Source organism: Agarivorans sp. JK6 (assembly GCF_045277145.1).
Classification (GTDB): Bacteria; Pseudomonadota; Gammaproteobacteria; order Enterobacterales; family Celerinatantimonadaceae; genus Agarivorans; species Agarivorans albus.
Genome location: NZ_CP113525.1, coordinates 3,691,217 through 3,710,278, shown reverse-complemented (window position 1 = coordinate 3,710,278; position 19,062 = coordinate 3,691,217). Strand labels below are relative to the sequence as shown.

Annotated in this window: 16 protein-coding genes; 5 read left to right on the top strand and 11 right to left on the bottom strand. The window is 44.5% G+C overall.

Annotated features, from left to right (window positions below; translation table 11 throughout):
* Positions 1-5: 5 nt before the first annotated feature.
* Positions 6-926: a permease gene (locus OV592_RS17110; RefSeq protein ID WP_406609424.1), complete on the top strand. Its 921-nt coding sequence runs from the start codon at positions 6-8 to the stop codon at positions 924-926.
* Positions 927-941: 15 nt separating this feature from the next.
* On the opposite strand, the gene OV592_RS17105 is transcribed toward OV592_RS17110, so the two are convergent.
* The 7 genes from OV592_RS17105 to OV592_RS17075 form a co-directional block, all read right to left on the bottom strand.
* Positions 942-1,088, bottom strand: a complete 147-nt coding sequence (locus tag OV592_RS17105; RefSeq protein WP_406609423.1) for a hypothetical protein — start codon at positions 1,086-1,088, stop codon at positions 942-944.
* A 16-nt stretch (positions 1,089-1,104) separates the two neighbouring features.
* Complete coding sequence (locus tag OV592_RS17100) at positions 1,105-2,424, bottom strand: ferric reductase-like transmembrane domain-containing protein (RefSeq protein WP_406609422.1); 1,320 nt, start codon at positions 2,422-2,424, stop codon at positions 1,105-1,107.
* Positions 2,425-3,066: 642 nt separating this feature from the next.
* The gene (locus tag OV592_RS17095) at positions 3,067-4,065 is read right to left on the bottom strand and encodes a zinc-binding alcohol dehydrogenase family protein (protein WP_406609421.1); all 999 of its coding nucleotides are present in this window, start codon (positions 4,063-4,065) and stop codon (positions 3,067-3,069) included.
* A gap of 131 nt (positions 4,066-4,196) precedes the next feature.
* Positions 4,197-5,408, bottom strand: coding sequence for an outer membrane beta-barrel protein (locus tag OV592_RS17090; RefSeq protein WP_406609420.1), 1,212 nt, complete (start codon positions 5,406-5,408; stop codon positions 4,197-4,199).
* 25 nt (positions 5,409-5,433) lie between these two features.
* Positions 5,434-7,752, bottom strand: coding sequence for an EAL domain-containing protein (locus tag OV592_RS17085; RefSeq protein ID WP_406609419.1), 2,319 nt, complete (start codon positions 7,750-7,752; stop codon positions 5,434-5,436).
* Positions 7,753-7,767: 15 nt separating this feature from the next.
* A complete protein-coding gene (locus OV592_RS17080; protein WP_406609418.1) occupies positions 7,768-8,427 on the bottom strand; it encodes a hypothetical protein in 660 nt (219 codons plus the stop codon).
* Between the two features lie 226 nt (positions 8,428-8,653).
* Positions 8,654-9,061, bottom strand: coding sequence for a hypothetical protein (locus OV592_RS17075; protein ID WP_406609417.1), 408 nt, complete (start codon positions 9,059-9,061; stop codon positions 8,654-8,656).
* A gap of 196 nt (positions 9,062-9,257) precedes the next feature.
* Here OV592_RS17075 and OV592_RS17070 point away from each other — a divergent pair, with 196 nt between their 5' ends.
* The 3 genes from OV592_RS17070 (at position 9,258) to OV592_RS17060 (ending at position 13,171) form a co-directional block, all read left to right on the top strand.
* Positions 9,258-11,261 carry a metallophosphoesterase family protein gene (locus OV592_RS17070; RefSeq protein ID WP_406609416.1) on the top strand — a complete coding sequence of 668 codons (2,004 nt, stop codon included), beginning with the start codon at positions 9,258-9,260 and terminating at the stop codon, positions 11,259-11,261.
* Between the two features lie 68 nt (positions 11,262-11,329).
* The gene (locus OV592_RS17065) at positions 11,330-12,382 is read left to right on the top strand and encodes a ParB/Srx family N-terminal domain-containing protein (RefSeq protein ID WP_406609415.1); all 1,053 of its coding nucleotides are present in this window, start codon (positions 11,330-11,332) and stop codon (positions 12,380-12,382) included.
* Between the two features lie 252 nt (positions 12,383-12,634).
* A complete protein-coding gene (locus OV592_RS17060) occupies positions 12,635-13,171 on the top strand; it encodes a hypothetical protein (protein WP_406609414.1) in 537 nt (178 codons plus the stop codon).
* 42 nt (positions 13,172-13,213) lie between these two features.
* On the opposite strand, the gene OV592_RS17055 is transcribed toward OV592_RS17060, so the two are convergent.
* Positions 13,214-13,387, bottom strand: a complete 174-nt coding sequence (locus tag OV592_RS17055) for a hypothetical protein (RefSeq protein ID WP_016400452.1) — start codon at positions 13,385-13,387, stop codon at positions 13,214-13,216.
* A gap of 169 nt (positions 13,388-13,556) precedes the next feature.
* On the opposite strand from OV592_RS17055, the gene OV592_RS17050 reads away from it, so the two are divergent.
* Positions 13,557-13,775 carry a TIGR02450 family Trp-rich protein gene (locus OV592_RS17050; protein WP_406609413.1) on the top strand — a complete coding sequence of 73 codons (219 nt, stop codon included), beginning with the start codon at positions 13,557-13,559 and terminating at the stop codon, positions 13,773-13,775.
* Positions 13,776-13,814: 39 nt separating this feature from the next.
* Here OV592_RS17050 and OV592_RS17045 read toward each other — a convergent pair whose 3' ends face one another.
* From OV592_RS17045 to OV592_RS17035, 3 genes are all read right to left on the bottom strand, one after another.
* Entirely contained in the window at positions 13,815-14,093 is a 279-nt protein-coding gene (locus OV592_RS17045) for a peptidylprolyl isomerase (protein ID WP_016400450.1), read from the bottom strand.
* A gap of 447 nt (positions 14,094-14,540) precedes the next feature.
* Entirely contained in the window at positions 14,541-15,200 is a 660-nt protein-coding gene (locus OV592_RS17040; RefSeq protein WP_406609412.1) for an NAD(P)H-dependent oxidoreductase, read from the bottom strand.
* Positions 15,201-15,460: 260 nt separating this feature from the next.
* Positions 15,461-18,784: an alpha-amylase family glycosyl hydrolase gene (locus tag OV592_RS17035; RefSeq protein WP_406609411.1), complete on the bottom strand. Its 3,324-nt coding sequence runs from the start codon at positions 18,782-18,784 to the stop codon at positions 15,461-15,463.
* Between the last annotated feature and the right edge of the window lie 278 nt (positions 18,785-19,062).

Genomic DNA, 19,062 nt, shown 5'->3' with positions numbered 1-19,062 from the left:
ATTTGATGTTTAACATAAATAGTGAAATGGCTTGGCAGGCCTTAAATATGTTTGGCTTTCTAGCGGTAGAGTTAACCTTGTTGTTTTTAGCTATTAGCTACTTGGTTGGGGTATTGCAGCTGTATATACCACCACAAAAAATCCAACGTATTTTGAGTGCTAAAAATGGTTCGGGTTATATCGTGGCGGGCTTTTTGGGGGCAATAACACCGTTTTGCTCTTGCTCAACCATTCCTTTTTTAAAGGGCTTATTACGCGCTAGAGCGGGATTTGGCACCATGATGGTATTCCTGTTTGCCAGCCCATTGCTTAACCCGATAATTATTGGTTTGTTTGCGGTAACTTTTGGCTGGAAAGTGAGTGTGTTTTACTTTGCCATTGCCATGGGGGTATCGGTAGTCGCTGGGTATTTGTTAGAGAAGCTAGGGTTTGAAAAGTACGTAAAAGCAGAGTCTTATCTTGAGCCAGAAACCAAAAAATGTGGTTCTTCTTGTTCAGGCAAGCCCGCAGTAGAGCGCAACAAGTGGTTGAAAATTTGGGACAGTACTTGGCTGGATTTTAAAAAGGTATTGCCTTACTTAATTGGCGGTATTGCAGTTGGCTCGTTGATTTACGGCTTTATGCCAAGTGAGTTGATTGCCCAATTTGCGAGCAAAGATAACCCATTAGCGGTGCCTGTAGCGGCTGTTATTGGTATTCCTTTGTACATTCGTGCTGAAGCGGTAATTCCTTTAAGTGCCGCTTTGGCGGCAAAAGGCATGAGTTTAGGGGCGGTAATGGCACTGATTATAGGCAGCGCTGGGGCAAGTTTGACCGAAGTGATATTGCTTAAATCCATCTTTAAAAATCAGATGATTGCAGCGTTTCTACTGGTGATTATTGGTATGGCCATTGGCGCAGGATATCTATACAGCTTTTGGTTTTAAAGCAAATTAGCAAAGCTAGGGTTTGGGCTTTTTGGCCAAAACCCTAAGTACTTTAGGGCTTACTCCTAGTTTGTCTTTAATCGGTCGGCTAAAGTTGGCTTGGTGTTTATAACCCAGTTGATGGGCTACTTCGGCCATGCTTAGCGAGCTTTCTGTAATCACGCCCTAAATTGTTGCCTTAGCGCAGTTCAAACAGTTCGCTGTGAAAATGCTTAAGTGGGTAGCCGAAGTGAGCCAGTTGTTGTTGTAAGTTACTAGAGAATGCAACGGGTCCACAAAACCAAATCTTACGTTGCATTAAGTCTTCAACTTCGTTTACCAATTGCTCAGCGCTTAATAAAGCTTGGCGGCTGTTGTCGATAATTCTTAACTCCACCTGACTGCTCGAAGAGAGTTGCTGTAGCTCTTCAATTAACTTGGGTTCCAAGGTTTCACTGCAGTAATACAGGGTTGCCTTAGGGGGATTTTTCATGGTTTGACGTTGTTGTAAAATGGCGGTGAAAGCCGCTATACCGATGCCTCCGGCAATCCACAATTGCGGTGCCGAATCATTAAAGTCAAAGTTACCGTAGGGGCCTTCTACTTTTAGCTCTTGGCCGATGTTAAGGCGGTTTTTTAGGTTGGCGGTAAAATCGCCTAGCTCTTTTATCAGGAAGCGCACGTGACCAGTGCCGGTATTAGTTGATGCAATGGTAAAGGGGTGTGGTTCTTCGCCCGGAAAACCAATAAACGCAAATTGCCCACTATTGTGACCATGCCAGTTGGGCACGCTTAGGCGTAAATCGACAACTTTATCTTGGGGTAGAAATCTAAAGTTAGCCACTGTGGCGGTGTGCTGCTTAGTTTTACCAATACGGCCAAACAAACTATATATCGCAGCAACACTGCCCACCCAAATTAACGCCAGACAGGCATACGTTATGGGGTAAGGCCAATAGCTATGTTTAATTAAAATCACTGAGTGAAAGGCAATGGCTAAAAATGCTAGCGACATGAGTTTGTGCGAGTAACGAAACCCTTTGTACCTAATCACCCCCACTAAAGCGACAATTGCTAGCACTACAAAGCTGTAAAAGGCTACTTCGCCTACTTGTTCAGCCAGTCCGCGTAAAGGACGCACCAGCGCATATAGCGAATCGGAATTATTGGGACCAGTGCCTCTAACGGGTTTGTCTAGTATCCCCGCTCTTACCAGTTGCTTAGGAATAATCGCCAGTAGCCAATGCACCGCTGCTACTAATACCGAGGCGATGCCGAGGTGTTTGTGCAAACGGTAGGATTTGTCTAAGCCCTTGGTCAGCAATTCGATAAAGGGTAAGCGTAAGGCCAAAAGCATAGTAATACTCATTAAGCCCACGGCTAAAATACCGCTGTACTGAATGAGCGCCGAGCGCCATTGAAAGAAGTTATCTGAAGAAAACAGGTTGGGTTCTGCTTGTAGCCATAATCCGGTAATGGCGGCTAAGAGCAGCATTATAGTTGCAGTTGTTTTACGCATGATTCGGCCTTACTCATCCTTTGGTAACAAGTATAAAAAAGCCAGTCTTTAGTTAGGTAAAGCTAGGGTAAAGAAGTGTAAATCTTATATTCTCTCTTAGCCTTTCTTTATTGATTTTTTTGTTATTATAGGTTGTTTAAGATATTTATTATTACTAGAGGTAATTGAGTGAATACCGTTTATTGTATGTATTGTGACGAAGAGTTAGATCAAGATGTCCCGTTGCAACCTACTTTGAAAGAAGCAATTGCCTTTTTTAAGAGTTTTAAATGGGAAAATATGAATGAAGACTCCGCAATGAAGATCTTGTCTCTGCGAATCATTGGGGGTGAAGAAAGTTCTTTAATTATCTCGCAGCTTGAAAAGGATTCTTGGGAAGTAAGCGCTCACAGCAAGCGTCGCAGGGCTTATTGTGGACCTTTTTTTAAACGTGAATCCCAAGAGTTGTTCTTTGATATAAGCAAGCAAGAGGTTGAGCGCTTAATTACCGCTCTTTACCAGTTAAGCATTCCCGAATTTTCAGCGCTCTTAACTGAAAATAACCAAAGTTTGTTGGTTGAGTCTAGACCAATCATTCACAGCTCAAGCTCGGAGATGTTAAATTCCGAGCTTGGTTACTGTCTTATAGAGCACTTCTGCCAACTAAAACCCTTCCAACACAATTTTCCCCTTAGCCTTTTGCGATTCAATAAAGGCGTGGGCTTGTTTTAGGTTGTCGGCATTTATTTGGCCAAAGTGTTCACCTAAGGTACTTTTTATCTTCCCTTGATCAATGAGCGTAGCCACTTCGCTGAGTAATTCATGCTGTTTAATCATGTCCTCGGTTTGGAACATTGAGCGGGTGTACATAAACTCCCAATGTAGCGAGATACTTTTTAGCTTGAGCTGTTTTACATCTAACTCAGCTGGGTCATCAATTAAACCAAACTTTCCTTGTGGCTTAATAACTTTAACAATCTCGGCCATATGTTCGTCGGTATTGTTTAAGCTCACTACGTAGTCGATGTTGTTTTGCTCGGCTAACTCTTCACTCAAAGGGTTGCGGTGATTAATAATTTGGTCGGCCCCCAATTCTTTTAACCAAGCTTGGGTTTCGGGACGAGAGGCGGTGGCAATAACCTTAAGCTTGGTGAGCTGTTTTACCAGTTGAATCATGATTGAGCCTACGCCGCCAGCGGCACCAATGATTAAAATAGACTTTGGCTCAGTTTTACTCACTTGCAAGCGGTCGAATAGCATTTCCCAAGCGGTTAGTGCCGTGAGAGGCAAGGCGGCCGCATTTGCTGCTGGAATGCTATTTGGCGCTAAGCTAACTATGCGCTCATCCACCAGTTGGTATTCTGCATTGCTGCCTGTGCGAGTTAAATCACCGGCATACCAGACTTTGTCACCTACCTTGAAAAGCTGGGCTTGGTCGCCAACTTGCTCCACGGTGCCTACTGCATCCCAACCGATGACTTTCCATTGACCTTGCTCGGCGGAGACATTGGCGCGAATTTTGGTATCAACAGGGTTTACAGAGATGGCTTCAACTTTTATTAATAAGTCTTTAGCACTGGCGTTAGGCTTTGGCAGTTCAATATCTTGCAGTGATAAGTCTTCACTAATTGCTAGCGCTTGTTGGTAGGCTACAGCTTTCATTGGTGGCTCCATTAGGGCAAAAATCCAGATAACTCAGTGTAGTAGAGTTTAGCTATAGGAAAAACACATCTGCGATTAAATCACTCTCAATTTATTTTTGATAATCAGTGAGAAGTGCGTAGTTGGTCTGGCTAAATAGCACTAAAGAAATAACGGGCAGCTAATTGGAATAGTTGTTCGTTGGTGCCTGCTTCTAGCCCGTGCAAGGCGCGCTGTGGCCGTTGGCTGTTTAGCCATTGGTATTCACCGCCTATAAACCAGTTTTTGTTTAACTTATATTGGTAGGCGAAGGTAAGGCCTTTACCGCGCTCGTTATTGTCATCCAAGGGGGTGTTGTCGCGGTCGATGTTTTCAAAGGCTTCTACCCGCAGGCTCACTCGGTGCTTCTTTTTAAAGTTGTGGGTGAGCATGGCAAAACCATTGGCAAAGTCCATCTTCACAGCATCTTGGCGATCGAGCGATTGCATCAAGGTTGAGCCGTTCATGTATTGCCACAATAGCTGCCACTGCTTGTTAATTCGCCATTTTCCACCTAAGTGAGCAAAGCGGGTTCGCCACGCGTAGTCGCCACCATCAATTAAGTAAGGTTTAGCCAGATTATCGTAGTATCCCACTCTAAACAGGGCATGGCGTCTGATGCTCCAGTCCAAGTTAGTATGAAAGCCGGGGCGATGGTCTATTTCTTTAAATGGGTTCGAACGGCGGGTTTGATCGGCTAATGCGGGTTGCAATGGTTCGGGGAATGGGCGAGTTTCCCCCCATAAGGTTTGTCTCGAGCTACTGGTCCAGCCGTGCCAAGCTAATAAGGCTCCAGCTGGGTCGTTGGCCAAAAACAGCATGCCGCTTAGTGACAAATTGTGTTGGGAGTTAGAGAATTTACCTAAGCGCTCTAGTTTGGCTTCGATGCCGGTGGTGCGAATTTCTTCCCCAACCCAAGTATTAAGCGTGGAGGCGTTTAAGGTGTATGGCGTTGCCCAGGCGGTGGCGGTGTTTTCTAAGGAAATACTCGGATACATAATGCCCGCTCGGCCCGACCAGCGAAGGCCACTCTCTGAGGGTAGACCTTTATAACTAAAAAAAGCCTCAGTAAAGCCTAGCGCACTATCTTCTTGATCGAGCCAGCCATTTAAAACCAGTTTGCCAGAGAAGCCGTTATCCCAGTGAGCGCTTAAATCTAAGCCTGCTTGAGCAACAGAAAGTTGGTTTCCATCAGAGTAGCCAAATTTGCCGTAGCCACCTTTTACATAGCTGTCACTACTATCTACATGGCTAGCGCGTAAATCGAGGATCCCTCTGGCGCTATATTCCGCAGACTTGGTCGTGTTTAGCGTAGCTGTTAGCATCAAACAGATGCTGAAAATAATTCCCTTATTCGGCAAACTCGATGCTCTCCTGAGCGAGTAATTCATACAATTCTTTAGCGGGTTTTGGGCGACTAATAAAGTAGCCTTGAGCTAAATTACACTTGGCTTTTTCCAGCCAACGCAAGCTCTCGATATCTTCTATACCCTCTGCTACTACACTTAAGCCCATGTTGTGCGCTAGCTCAATGGTCGACTTCACAATAATGGCATCGTCGGCATCAATGGCGAGCTTTTGTACAAAAGATTTATCAATTTTGAGCTCATGCACCGGTAGGCGTTTTAATTGAGCAAGGGACGAGTAACCGGTGCCGTAGTCATCAATAGACAATTTAAAGCCACGTTTTTTAAAGCGAGCCAGCAAGGCGATCGCTGTTTCTGGGTCGTCAACTAACGCGCTCTCTGTGACTTCTAAGGTGAAGGATTCCGCTGCTAGTTGTTTGTTTTCGATATTCTGGCAAATGAAGCTATAAAAGCTATCGTCTTTTAGGTTTTCGCCAGAGATATTGATCGCTATGTTGACGTCGACACCTTTAACTTTCCAAGCCAAGCTTTGCGATAAGGCTTCTAGAAAGACCCAGCGAGTGAGAGGGTTAATTTGCCCAGTATGTTCGGCAATTTCGATAAATGCATCGGGTGGAACCATGCCTAACTCTGGGTGTTGCCAACGTACTAAAGCCTCTACATGGGTGATTCTGTTAGCGGCAAAGCTAAACTTTGGCTGGTAGTGCAGCGTGAGCTGGTTATTCTGAATGGCCTTTTTAAGATCGTTAATTAAGCTTAAACGTTCAACGGTATTGGTATCGGCACTTGGGTCGTAGATGTAACAATGGCTGCGCGCTTCTCGACAGTGATTTAAGGCCGCATCTGCCTTTTGTAGTAACTCTTGCGGGTTTTGGCCATGCTCTGGAAATAAGGCTACACCCACATGCGTTTGCAGCTGTAGATGCATATCTTGAAAATTACAGCCTTCGTGCATTTGCATACTAATAAGCTGCAAATGTTGTTGTACGTTGTCTCGGGTTACATTTGGCAGTAATACAATAAATTCGTCGGCACCGATGTGGCACAGGTAGTGTTCACTTTTTAGTGCGCTTAGGCGTTTGCCCGCTTCTTTAATCAGCTGGTCGCCAGCTTGGTGGCCTAAGGTATCGTTCACTTGTTTTAGGCGACAAATGTTTAAGTGGAACATAGCAAAGGACTGTTTGCTGTCTGCTGTAAGTTGAGTAAGTTTATTGGCCAGCCAGTTGCGATTGGGTAACTCGGTAAGAGGATCGTGGTTTAAGCGATGGTTAATGGCCTGTTCACGACTGAGCACCTGTTCTTGCATGTTATTAAATTCGCTGGCTAGTTGGCCAAGCTCGGTTCTGTCGTTTATCGATACCGGTGTTTGATAATCACCAGCGGCTAGCCGCTTAGCTTGTTTCACCAGCAGTTTAATTGGCCGGGTAATGTCATCAGCAATCAGGTAAGCCGCTATCATCGAACAGAACAGCGTGAGTGCCGTTAGCAGTAAAATTTGCACCCAACTTTGTTGAATCACCGCCACTAGGTTATCTCTGGAGCTGTGCAGCACTACATAAAATGCGCTTTCACCTGCCACGCTAAACTGTTGGTGCAGAGCAATCACATCACTGTTGGTTTGGCTTAGTAAGGCTTTAGCGCTAGCCACATTGGCATTGGGATTACTTGAGCCCAACAAAGACCATGTTTGCTGTTGCTCTAGGATAAAATCGGTTTGCAAACCGGTTTGGCTTAAAAAGCTTTCTGCCAAGGGCTTGCCAATTTCGTAACCAAAACCGACCCAGCCAATAATCGCTGGACCACTTTTTATCGCTGAAAGGTGTAGTTGGTAAAGTTGGTTGCCAATAGCGTAGTAGGGAGGCAGTTGGTCTTGTTGTAAGGCTGGCATAAAAGCAAAAGTTTGGCCTTGTTGTTCACCTCTTACTACTTTGGTTTTTTGATTTCCTTGTTGGCTATTTACCAGTTGCAGTTCAATCATGCCCGAAGGTGTAACAACCATGGCTAAATCTGCATTGATGCGCTTACCATGATTGTGCAGGGCAATCGCTACGCTGCGTTTGTCTTCACCAAATACACTTTTTAATCCGTAATCGTTGGTGACCGTTTCGGCAAAGCTGCTTAAGTAAAATCCTCGGCGATTAAACTCACTTTGAAATAGAGCGTTAGCTTTGCTTAGCTGCGAGTCGATGGCTAATTTTTCTTTCAGCCTTAAGGAGTCATAGGTAGACCAAAATGAGATCGCTTGAAGCAGTAACAATAGCGATACTATCAGCAGTAGTATTTTGGTCTTTATGCTTTTCATCGGCGCTCCTGCCAATTAGTACTCTGAGAGAAAATCAAAATCATCCGGATTTTGCTGTTCTAGTTCTTCATCTTCTAAAGCGTTGGGCAAGCTAAGTGCTAGCTTACCATCGTTATTAATGTTTAGCTTTTGGCTAAGTTGCTGGTTAGCTGTTTTAAGCTCTGGATGCCAAACCACCAGTTGGTAATCTCCCGCTGGCACGTCAGTAAATTTAACCATTCCTTGGTCATCGGTTTTGTTAAACAAAGGTGTATCAACCAATAATAAATATGCGCCCATCCAATCATGAATATTACAGCCCATAGGTACCACGCCGCTGTGGTCGAAGTCATGTTTGCTGTGGGTCTCTCCTGACTTGATTTGAAATGAAAACTTATTATCACCGGCAGCCGAATAGATGTGATGAGTAATGTTGTCGTCATTATTAAAATCGACTTGGCTGCCACGTTGCGCAACGCTGATATAGGGAACAAAGGCTTTATCTCGTTGGCCAATAATTACTGTTTGTTGGTTTATCTGCTTGAGTTGATGGCCTTGTGGCTCGAGATAAACCACCACATTGGCAGCGGGGCTGCCATCGGGCTGGCTGAGACTTAGCTGATAGCTAAAATTTGAATTGGCAAGGCTCGAAAAGCTGAGAACTATTAGAGTTAGGCTGGTGACTATGTTTCTCATCGGCATCCTTTCGCCACACTACTGGTGGCTGATGAAATCTGTTGGTGGTTTGGTTCTAGTATCTAGACCTTAGCACTTAGTCAAATATTACAGCCTATTTGGCTTGGGCATAACTGAGTTATTTAAGTGTAAGCACTTGGCAGTTAATTGAGGAGCAGAAATTGCGTTAAATGCGGCATAGCTAGAAAAGCCTAAAGCAAATGAATACCTTAGGCAGGTTGTTAGCTTAATCGTTGTTGCTTAATACATGTAAGGCTGCGGCCCGGCGAGTTTCATGTTCATTCATAAAGTAGCAGCGGTGGGTATAAGCAGAGGTTAGGGCTTTATGCTTATCTAGGTCTGGATAACGTTGGTCGTAACGCTCACTAAAGTTTAAGTATTGACGATGGTTTAACTGCCTTACAGAGTTGGCTAGCTCGCTAGGTACCTGATATTCAGCGATGAGTGCTTGGTAATCTTGTTGGTGTACCGCTACCCGCGCATGGTTTTTTAAGTGTTTTGCGGCTGCCATGCATGCTGCCGCTTCGTTAAGTTCAAACATCATTTCTGCTGCTTGAGGTGGTAGCTCTTTGGCTTGGACGGTAAGTGCTAGGCCCGCGCTAACAGCGACTAAAAGTAATTGGCGAAAGGTCATGTAATTAGCCTTGAACAAGAGGTTTTAATAAGAATAAGGCAGCGTTATAGAGGTCAATTATTAAATAAATATTACGACTAGCACTTAATTTTAGTAATTGCTTTAATTAATAAAAATGAAATCTTAGTGTCATATTTTGAATTCAGTATCTTCCGCCAAATCAAAAAGATAACTGGCGATATGGAGACATTATCTAATGCCAAATTCAACTAAATCAGTGTTTCGCGCTGCTTTGTGCGCTGCGGCAGTGAGCGCACTACTTAGTGCTTGTAACAGTGATAGTAATAATGACCAAGATACTTCAAGCCCAATTGTACCGGCATCGCTGTCTATTGGTCTGTTACCTGATACCCAAGGAAATGGTTGGGAAGTAGCGCAACACCCCATGGAAGCAGTGTTGGCTAAGCACCAAGCACATGGCGTTGATTTGGTTATTCCGGTAGGTGATTTAACCAATCACGGTTCAACCAAAGAATGGGCAGAGTGGCGAGAGGTTGCTGAGAAGTACCGTGAAGCGGGCATGGAGTTTTTGCCAGTAATGGGCAACCACGAAACCAGCTGGGCTTACACGGTAGAATGGATTGAAAACATGCGTCACTACATTCCTGAAGACGCAGTTCACATGCCTAGTGCCGAGTGGCTTAACTATTACATTATTCGTGAAAACGTATTGGTGATTGGCCTTGCTTATTACAACCTACCGATTGCCTTTGGTTGGATTAAAGATGTAGTTGCAGAACATGAAGGTAAGTTTGAACATGTGGTAATTGCCAGCCACGATGGTTTGATTGGCGCTAAGTATGGGCAAACTCGTGAGCAAATTGTACAGGGCACTAAAGATGACAATCGCCTGTTTGATATTCATAAAGAGATCCGAGAGTTATTTGCCGAAAAAGATGTAATTTGGGTGCAAGGACACGAGCACATGTATCAGCGCTCGCAAGTGCATGCGCGGGTATTAGGTTCTAATGATCCAGGTGGGCGCAATGCCGAACCGTTGGCATCTACCCCTAGTGGTGGTAATTACCGCATGCCATCTTATACCCAAATTGTTAGTGGCAATGCTTCTTACAAGGGTTATGAATACCGTTATGGCGAACGCGAGCTGATTCAAGATGTGATTCAACACAAAATGGATAGCATGAGCAATGGCTCGGAGCATTACGATGCCAACGCCGCCATGTTACATTTTGATGGTTCTAGAGTCGATTACCGCGCTTATTCGGCGCCTCATACCATTAAGGCCAACAGTGATGGCCCTAAAGAATTGCTTGAGCCTAATTGGACCTTAATGGACAGCTTTAGCCGCAGCTCCAACCGTTGTGAATCATTGATCTATCCAAACTCGATACCCGATGATCAACGCCCGATTCTTAACCATATTGTTGAATACAAAACTGCTTCCTGTGTGGCTGATGACCAAAGTACGGCCAAGCTGTTAGGCGGCACAAATAATACCTTTAACCGGGTAGACACCACCGAACGAACCATGGGGTATACGGCAGGCTTTAACCGTGCCGAAAGCATGAACGACATGATGCGTTTAAGCTACCAGTTCTTATTTACCAAACATTCTTCTTGGGATGTAAATTTAAATGGTAATAACCGAGTAGTGCCTAATTACGATTCAATTCAACCTGATGAGTCTGGCGCAGAAACTGGCCATGTAGTGCTACCTGCCACCACCATCGACATGAAAAAGCACCTCACCTTGAGTTGGATGCCGAAAGAGGCCGCTACGGTTTCTGACGTGTTGCTAGTGAGTGGTACCCAAGTGCATGGTGGGGTTTATCAAAATGCCTATGGCGGTGAAGTTGATATTCGCAGCATAGCTGGCCAGCCTGGCTCGCAACCCGATGGAACGGCTAAGCAACCGGTGGTCGATTTACCAAGTTATGCAACTCAAGCTTGGGATGTAGAACAGATCATTGCTGATCCATATGGCATTGAGTTCACAACCGAGAATTTGGCACAGGCAGAGAACTTGAACCTCGCTTGGAAAGCCGACGGTGAATGGCAAGCGGTAGCGGCATCTGAGTGTGTGCTTGATTTGCCATGGGATGAAGACTACTTAACTAACCCGCCTGCACGTATTACCAGCTGTAGTGATCAACCCTTAGTTGGCTACGACAGCCAATATGGTGGACGCTGGTGGATGATAGCGCAGCAAGATGTAGAGCTAGCCTTAATCAATAAATAAGCATTAGTTACGGGGCGCCAATCGCGTGGCCCCGTGGCTTAACTCAACAGTTTTAATGAGGAAGTGTAGTGATTTTTAAAGCTTTAAAAAGAGTTAAAATCTCGGCTCTGGGGCTGTGTATTTCAGCTGGCCTAATAGGGTTTTCTGCCCAAGCAGAAAATATTGATTACTTAAGCGCGATAAACAGTGACCTTAATGCTAGCCCTTTAACCTTTGCCAAAGGTGAACTTCGTTGGGCAAAGGTTGGAGATTTACGCCCAACCCAAGCTTTGATTGGTTATGACCAAGTAAATTATAAACTTGGCCGCTACCAAGCCGAGCCCAAAAAGATGTATGAAGAAATTTGTGAGTCTTACGGTGCTGGTGAAAAAAAGGTTAAGTGGAGTGAGCAGTCGTCCCCACTTGTGCCAACTAGCTTTGAATGCCCGCAAGCGATTGGCAGCTATAGCAGTGAGATGAAAACCGCCATTGTAGGACCCGATGGTCACTTATACCTAACTGACGGCCACCATACCTTCTCGACTTTTATCGATATGGAGAATGGTGGGGCACAAATGCCGGTGCTGATTAAAGTTCAAGACAATTGGTCAGCGAGCGAAAGTGATTCCATCGAGCAAGCTATGTCGAAGTTTTGGCAGCGCTTGGCACAAACTAACAATAGCTGGCAATTTACCGCCAGTGGCGAAGCCATTTCTTATTTAAACATGCCGACTACACTCGGGCAGGATTCTTTATCCAACCAAGCTTTTAGAGCCTTAGTTTATTTCGCGCGTGATATTAGTTGGGTGAAAAAGCAGGCCGAAGCGATTAACTTTTTAGAGTTTCATTGGGGTTATGAGCTAGCTAAAAGCATCTCTGTAGATGAACAACGCTTAGTTGAGCAGGCTTATTATTTAAGCAAAATAGAAGAAGTTGCCAAGCAAATGCTAGCGTATGCTCCCGAGCAAGCTATTGCCAGCAGCGGCAGAACCGCTAAACAGCTAGGGCAAAAGGCGGCCTGGGACAATAACAGTGATAAAACTCTACAGCAGCTGGTTTGCGGCTCGAAAAAAGGCCGCTTAGGTAAGTTAGGTTTTGCCTTAAGTTATAAGCAACCGGGTGTAAGCTTGGAGTGCAATTAAGCTTTAACAAGGTGAGCTAAGTCCTTAGTTCCTCATAGGTCCAAGCAAAGGCATAATTAATGCTATTAACAAAAATCCAGCAACGCCCATGTTGCTGGATTTTTTAGTTTTATCATATGGTTTGATTTGTCAATAGCTGGTTCACAAACTCAATATTATTTTGTATGCATATGTTTTTTATATGATTTAATGCGCCTGCAAGTTTGCTAATAAAAATCCAATAAAGGATTAGTTGTACAGCTAAGGGAAGAGATGAAAAAAATAAGTTTTTTGGCTTTATTGTCTTGCGTAGCAATAAATCCTCTACAAGCAGAAGAACAAAGCGCAGTAGAGCAACAGCATTACCTTTGGTTAGAGCCCGGGTTTTCATTAGGACGACCTGGCAGTAGTGTGGCTGCAGATCTTTACTATAGTCATTCTAATTACACTATTTCTTTAGGAGTGTTGGGCGGTAATGATGAAGGCTGTCAATTAATATGTGAACGAAAAGATGGTGGAGAAAATTACAGTTCTACTCGATTAATGATTGGTAAGTTTTTTTATCCAGGCAAGTATGAGTTTTTAGTCGAAACGGGACTAGCTAAACTCTCAGTGTCTACCGACCATTACGATGGTGAAAATTGGAAAACCTTAGAAAGTGATAGCTATGGCATTCCTGTTCGAATTTCCAAGTACTTTAACAGTAGGTATATTGGATTTGCACTAACCGCCGAGACTGTGGTTACCCCGGATAATTGGATCGCTTCCTTTGGTTTTAGAGTTCCATTTGGCAAATTACGCCATTGGTAAGTAAATAATAAAGGTAGAGCAATGCTCTACCTTAGATGTGTTTTATTCAGGCTTGCGCTTACCTGTCATAAATTCTTCTAGAATTTCTGGGGTCAATTCACCGGCTTCTTCTAGGCGCTTTAGCTCCGCTACAATAAGCTTTTGCTCTTCCATTGATGGAACTGGAAGTTCAGGCTCTTTTTCGATGCCTTCTGGAATGTTTAAATTATCTAACATGGTGGCTCTCACGATAAAACTTAGTTGGACTAAGTATATCAGCAAATGAGGCTTTAGTTGCAGTGCTTGAAAACTGAAAAGTCACCCCTTGATGATCTAAATCATCACCTGCCTAGTAAGCATTAATATTGGATTGGAGCCGGAGATGTAAGGAATGGTGGGACCGAGTATGAAAAATCAAATAAATCCGAAACGCTTACTGAATAGTAAATGGACTAAACAAGCGGTAGTGAACAAGCAAAAACACTTTATTGTGACAGAGCTAGAGTTTGATGACTTACAAACGGTGCCGCGCTGCGTGATTCAAGCGGTTTACAACCAGCAAGATTTTGAGATTAATTGGCGAGAGTTAAAAGATCGCAGCCATTGGCAGCAAGGTTGGAAGTAATAAGTTAGGCACTAACTTACAGCGCCTAACTAACATGCACTAGCTACGGCTAGTGACTTCTAGCAAGTGATAACCAAACTGAGTTTTCACAGGGCCATGCACAGTATTTAGCGCTTCATTAAATACCACTGTATCAAACTCTGGCACCATATCGCCTTTATTAAACTCACCTAACTCGCCGCCATTTGCGCCAGATGGGCAGTTAGAATGCTGCTTGGCGATATCGGTAAATGCGGCTCCGCCTTCAATTTGTGCTTTTAGATCTAAACATTGTTGCTCGGTATCTACCAGTATGTGGCGTGCGCTTGCTCTTGGCATGAGATGTCCTCTAAATGTGTCGCTGTTAATGGCTAAACAGTATTTACTGTAAATACTGTTTAGCTTGAGAGGGCAAATGTAGTGCTAATACTCGGTGGCTGTCAAATCTGGGAGTCGATAAAAGAGTTAGTGTTAATGTTAATAAGTAGCGAGTTAGCTACTCGCCATTTATTAGGGTCTGTTGATCTTTGCTGATGGTTTTTGCAGTAATTTATTAGCCGTTTAGGCAAGGCAGTGAGTGTGCAGTTAAGTGGGCTTAATGATCACTCGCTAACACTGAGTAAATGGCTAAGAAATGCTGCCCGAAAGGTTCGGATAAGCGAACTTTACTCTTTGTTAAGCACTTCTTGCTTAGCCCACTAGGCTTCTAAGTGCTCGCCGCGATTAAAGCCCGCTTATCTCGAACAAAATTTCAACACCAAAGATCAACAGACCCTAGTCATGGTTTTAAAGCACTGTTATTACATCTTGTACCGGCAGGCGTGCCTTTGGTAAACCGTAGTTGTAGTCTTCCCCGTCTAGGTGATAGCCCAGAGCTAAGGCAAAGTGGCAAACATGACCATCAAGCTCTTGCTCGAATATCTCGCCAATTAGCGCCGAGTCCACGCCTTCCATTGGGGTTGAAGCAATGCCTAAACGCGCCAATACGTGCAAGGTGTTGCCTAATGCAATATAGGTTTGCGCCTTGGTCCAATTGCCGTTAAAACCCGTTTCGTCAGTGTTGGCTTCGGCAAAGCTGAATCCTCCATTAAGCATGGCGTCGTACATGTCGGCGGGTAAGTGACCAGAGCTTACTTCAACATCTACTACTTTACGGTAATCATCTTTGGTGAAGTTGGGGTTGTGAGCAAACAAAATGATATGAGATGCTTCTTTTGCATGTGGTTGATTAAACTGATGCATGTTGGCAAAACTATCGTGGAAGCGCTGCTTAGCAGTGTCGCTTTCAATAACAATAAATTTCCAAGGCTGCGAGTTAATTGAAGAAGCCGATAAACGAATGGCTTCTTTTATCACCGTCATGTCTTCGGCTGAAATACGCTTTGATGCATCATATTTTTTAGCGGTGTAGCGGCTATTTAGATCGTTAATAATTGGGTGAGACATGGGGTAGTCCTCGCTAAGGTTGTTTAGATAGGCGCATCTTACGAGGATCTGTTTTGAAGAAACAGTGGCGAACTGTCCAATTATTATGGTCATTTTTGTCCATAATAATGTTGAGTTGATAAAGCAGTTAAGTTTTTTCTGGAAGCGTATTGAGTGCTTTTAGGGGGCTAGCTTTGATTGATGAACATAGTATATCCGGCCGCAGAAACAAAAAGGCCGCTCAATTGCTTGAGCGGCAAAGGATATAAAAGGCTATTGGATTACATTGCTTCGATTAAGATCAGCCCTTCGCTGCCCGCATCAAAGCTAACAGCGCCATTGCTTACAGTGGCAATAGAGCCAGTGTAAGCGTTGCGCACGCTGCTGCCGTTGTCGAAGTAGCCAGCAACATTCACAGATACTGTGCCTGAGCCATCTACCACTACAACAACATTGTTGCTTTCACCCGATACAGGGTTAGTCCAAGTACGTGCAAAAGCTTTGCCGTTAGACTGGCTAACAGCAATGTGTTGGCCGGCGCCTACTGCTGGGTTGTCACGACGGAATTGACCCACTTTTTGCCAGTGTTGGTGAACGCTGTTACCCGCTTTGTTCCAATCAATACTTGAACGGCTGCCTTGGTCGGCATCTGAACCACCATCGCCATTTACGCGGCCAAGTTCATCACCGTAGAACACTTGCACACCACCTGGTAGTAGCAACAAGGCGGTACCCGCACGTTTTTGACGGTTATCGTCGCCGTTGTAGAACACCGCGCCAGTATCGTGGCTCGAGATGTAGCTTAGTGAGTTCCAATCGCTAGAGCTGTTAACTTGACTAGCGTAGTTAGCAAACTCACTAAGCATGGTGTCGGTGCTAGAAATCATGCCATTAACTGTGTTTTTGAAACTAAAGTTAATCACAGAATCAAAGCCACCATCGGTATGGTAGTTAGACTGGTTAAAGCCATGGCCAAATACTTCAGCTGTTGCCCAGAACTCATCGTTCCAATCTGCACCCGGTGCATCTGGGTTGTTAGCACGCCATTCGCTTAATGCAGCTTTTGACTCGCTGATTAAGTAAGCCCAGTGGTCGTTAGTTACGTGTTTAGCGGTATCTACACGGAAACCATCAATACCGTAGTCACGTACATATTGCACTAACCACTCAGTAATCCAATCGCGAACACGCTTGGTACCTTGGGCTTGGTAGTTACTTAGGTAGCCTTGACCGAAGGTAGATTTGTTGGCTAAGAACGGAGGAATACCCACTTGTTGAGTTGACTCGGTTTTAAAGTCTGGCAAGAAAGCTAAACACTTAGTTAAGTCGTCACCGCCACAACCGTCGTAGCCAGGTAAACCAACACGTATCCAATCTTTACCCCACCAGTTCAACCATAGGTTCTCATCGCCATCGTAGTTGATGAAATCATGGTAGCCGAACCAGTTTTGACCATTGCTTGGTGTCCAATTTGGACCAGCAGTATCAGAGCCGTAGTTAAACTCATCCATGTCTTTTAGGGTGTTGTAACCTGCGTGGTTCATTACCACATCCATAACAACACGAATGCCTTGGCTATGTGCTTTGTCTACAAAGGCTTTAAACTCTGCAGGTGTGCCCATGTTGGCATCAAGGTTGGTGTAATCTTGCACGTAGTAACCGTGGTAAGCGTAGTGAGCAAAGTCACCGTCGCTGCCGCCGCCTACAAAGCCATGAGCTTGTTCGTAAGGTGCAGTTAACCAAATGGCGTTAATACCAAGATCGGTGAAGTAGCCTTCATCCAATTTAGCGGTTAAGCCGGCAATATCACCACCATGGAAAGTACCAATGTTTTTGCCTGTGGCATCAACACTTGGGCGACCATAAGAGTTGTTATTGCTTGAGTTACCATCGTTAAAACGGTCGGTAATAACGAAGTAAACGTTGGCGTTGTCCCATGTGAAATCAGATGCTGTAGGCTGCTCAACTTTGGTTATGGTGAAACATTTGTTGGCGTTGCTGTTAGCGTTTTCTGCATATAAACAGAGTTGTAGAGACTCACCAATGGCTAAGTTGCTGCCAACCGAAATGGTTTCGCCATTGCTATACGCAATACCGTTTACCGGATCGCTACCGTCGGTAGTGTACAAACCACCGGTAACGTCATCACCAGTAGCACCTAAGGTAATGCTTACTTCGTTAGTCCAGAAAGTGCTTACTGCAGGATCAATGCTCACATTAGCATCATCATTTACATCACAAGTGTCTGTCCAACTCTGAGTTTCAATGGTGTAACAGCCATCTTTATCGCGGAATAGATCTTCCGTTTGGCTATTGCCTTGATTGCTAAAGATTAGTTTGCTTGAATCGCTGTTCTCAAACTTAAACTCATGCCAGATATCACCGCGTTTCACCATGGCATCACCAGGCCACGCAGTATCGGGCTCAGAACCAGCTGGAAGTGCATCCCAGTGGTGAATAGACGGCGTCCAATCTCCTGGCGCGTTTAGATAAACGGTAAAGCCAGTTTCAGGCGCTGCAATTTTATTGTAGGTATAAGTTTGAATAACCGAACCTTGAGCATTGGCTACAAATACTTGTAACTCAACAGATTCACCCACAGCTAGTTCACCACCAATATTGATGATGTCGCCATTGTTAAAGTTTACACCTTGGGTACCACCAGTAGTGCTTAGTTGGTAGGTGCTATCAGTAACGTTTTCACCTTTATAGCTTAAGGTTACCGCTAGTGTGTCGGTGCTAAAATCGCTGCTGTTAGGGCTTACTGTTAACTCAGGCTTAGTTTCATTAATCACTATGTCAGCGGTAATGGCTTTGCTTGAAGCATCAAAACTGATGTTGTAGTTAGTATTGTCTTCTACTTGGAAATCTTGGTTAGGGTAGTTCTCACCCCAGCTACCGTTATCTGAACAAGCGGCAACTTTAAAGCGTGCTGGGCTTTCTTCTCCTGCAAAGGCTTGAGTCAGTGTGTATAAGCCGCTGGCCGCGTCGCGTACCATTGCTGTTTGGCCCCAACCATTTGGTGTGCCGCGGAAACACCATACCGGCGGCTCTTCGCCTGCAACGGTAATTTCTACACTGGCGGTATTGCTCACTGCACCTTGGTTGTCGGTTACTTGTAAGGTAACGGTGTCGCTTTGAGTAAAGGTAACACTAATCGTTTCAGTGGTTTCACCTGTGCTCCACGAGTAGCTAGCAATGCTTCCATCGCTGTCGCTAGAGCCACTGGCCGAGAAGGTGATGCTAGTGCCAGCATCTACAGTTTGCGCATTTGCTGGTGAGATAACAGCAGTTGGCGCTTGGTTACTATCACAGTTTGCTACCGATACTACGTCGATATTTTTGCTGTCGCTGTAAAAAGTAATCTGGTGGCTACCGGCCGATACGCGGTAGTCTTGGTTAGGGTAGGCTTCTTGCCAATTGCCCCAACGGTCAATTTTAAAACGTGGGTCGTTATTGCCAAAGGTTTGGCAGGTTTGAAATTCTGTACTAGATACCTGTTCCATGGCGGTGGTTTGCCAGCCATTTGGCGTGCCACGGAACTCCCATTCTGCTTGAGCAGAAAGGGAGGCCGTTAACAAACCAAGGAGTACTACCTTGTTCATGTCATTTCCTTATTCGAGTTTATATTGTGATAGCCATAGGCATATCAAGCTGTTAGCCAATGTTAAATGACTCTTATTGGTCATTTGTTGCGCGACCATAACGCCGCTCGAATAAAAAATAGTCTTTAAAGTGAACAAATTGAGGTATTCATCAAGTAAATATCTTGGTTTTGTGATTGAAAAGGATTTCATTTTGGCTGTTTCTTCAATCGATCGCTTATATTCCGCTGATTAATCAGAGTTTTTACTTAAACCAGATAAGCAACCATAAAGTGGTA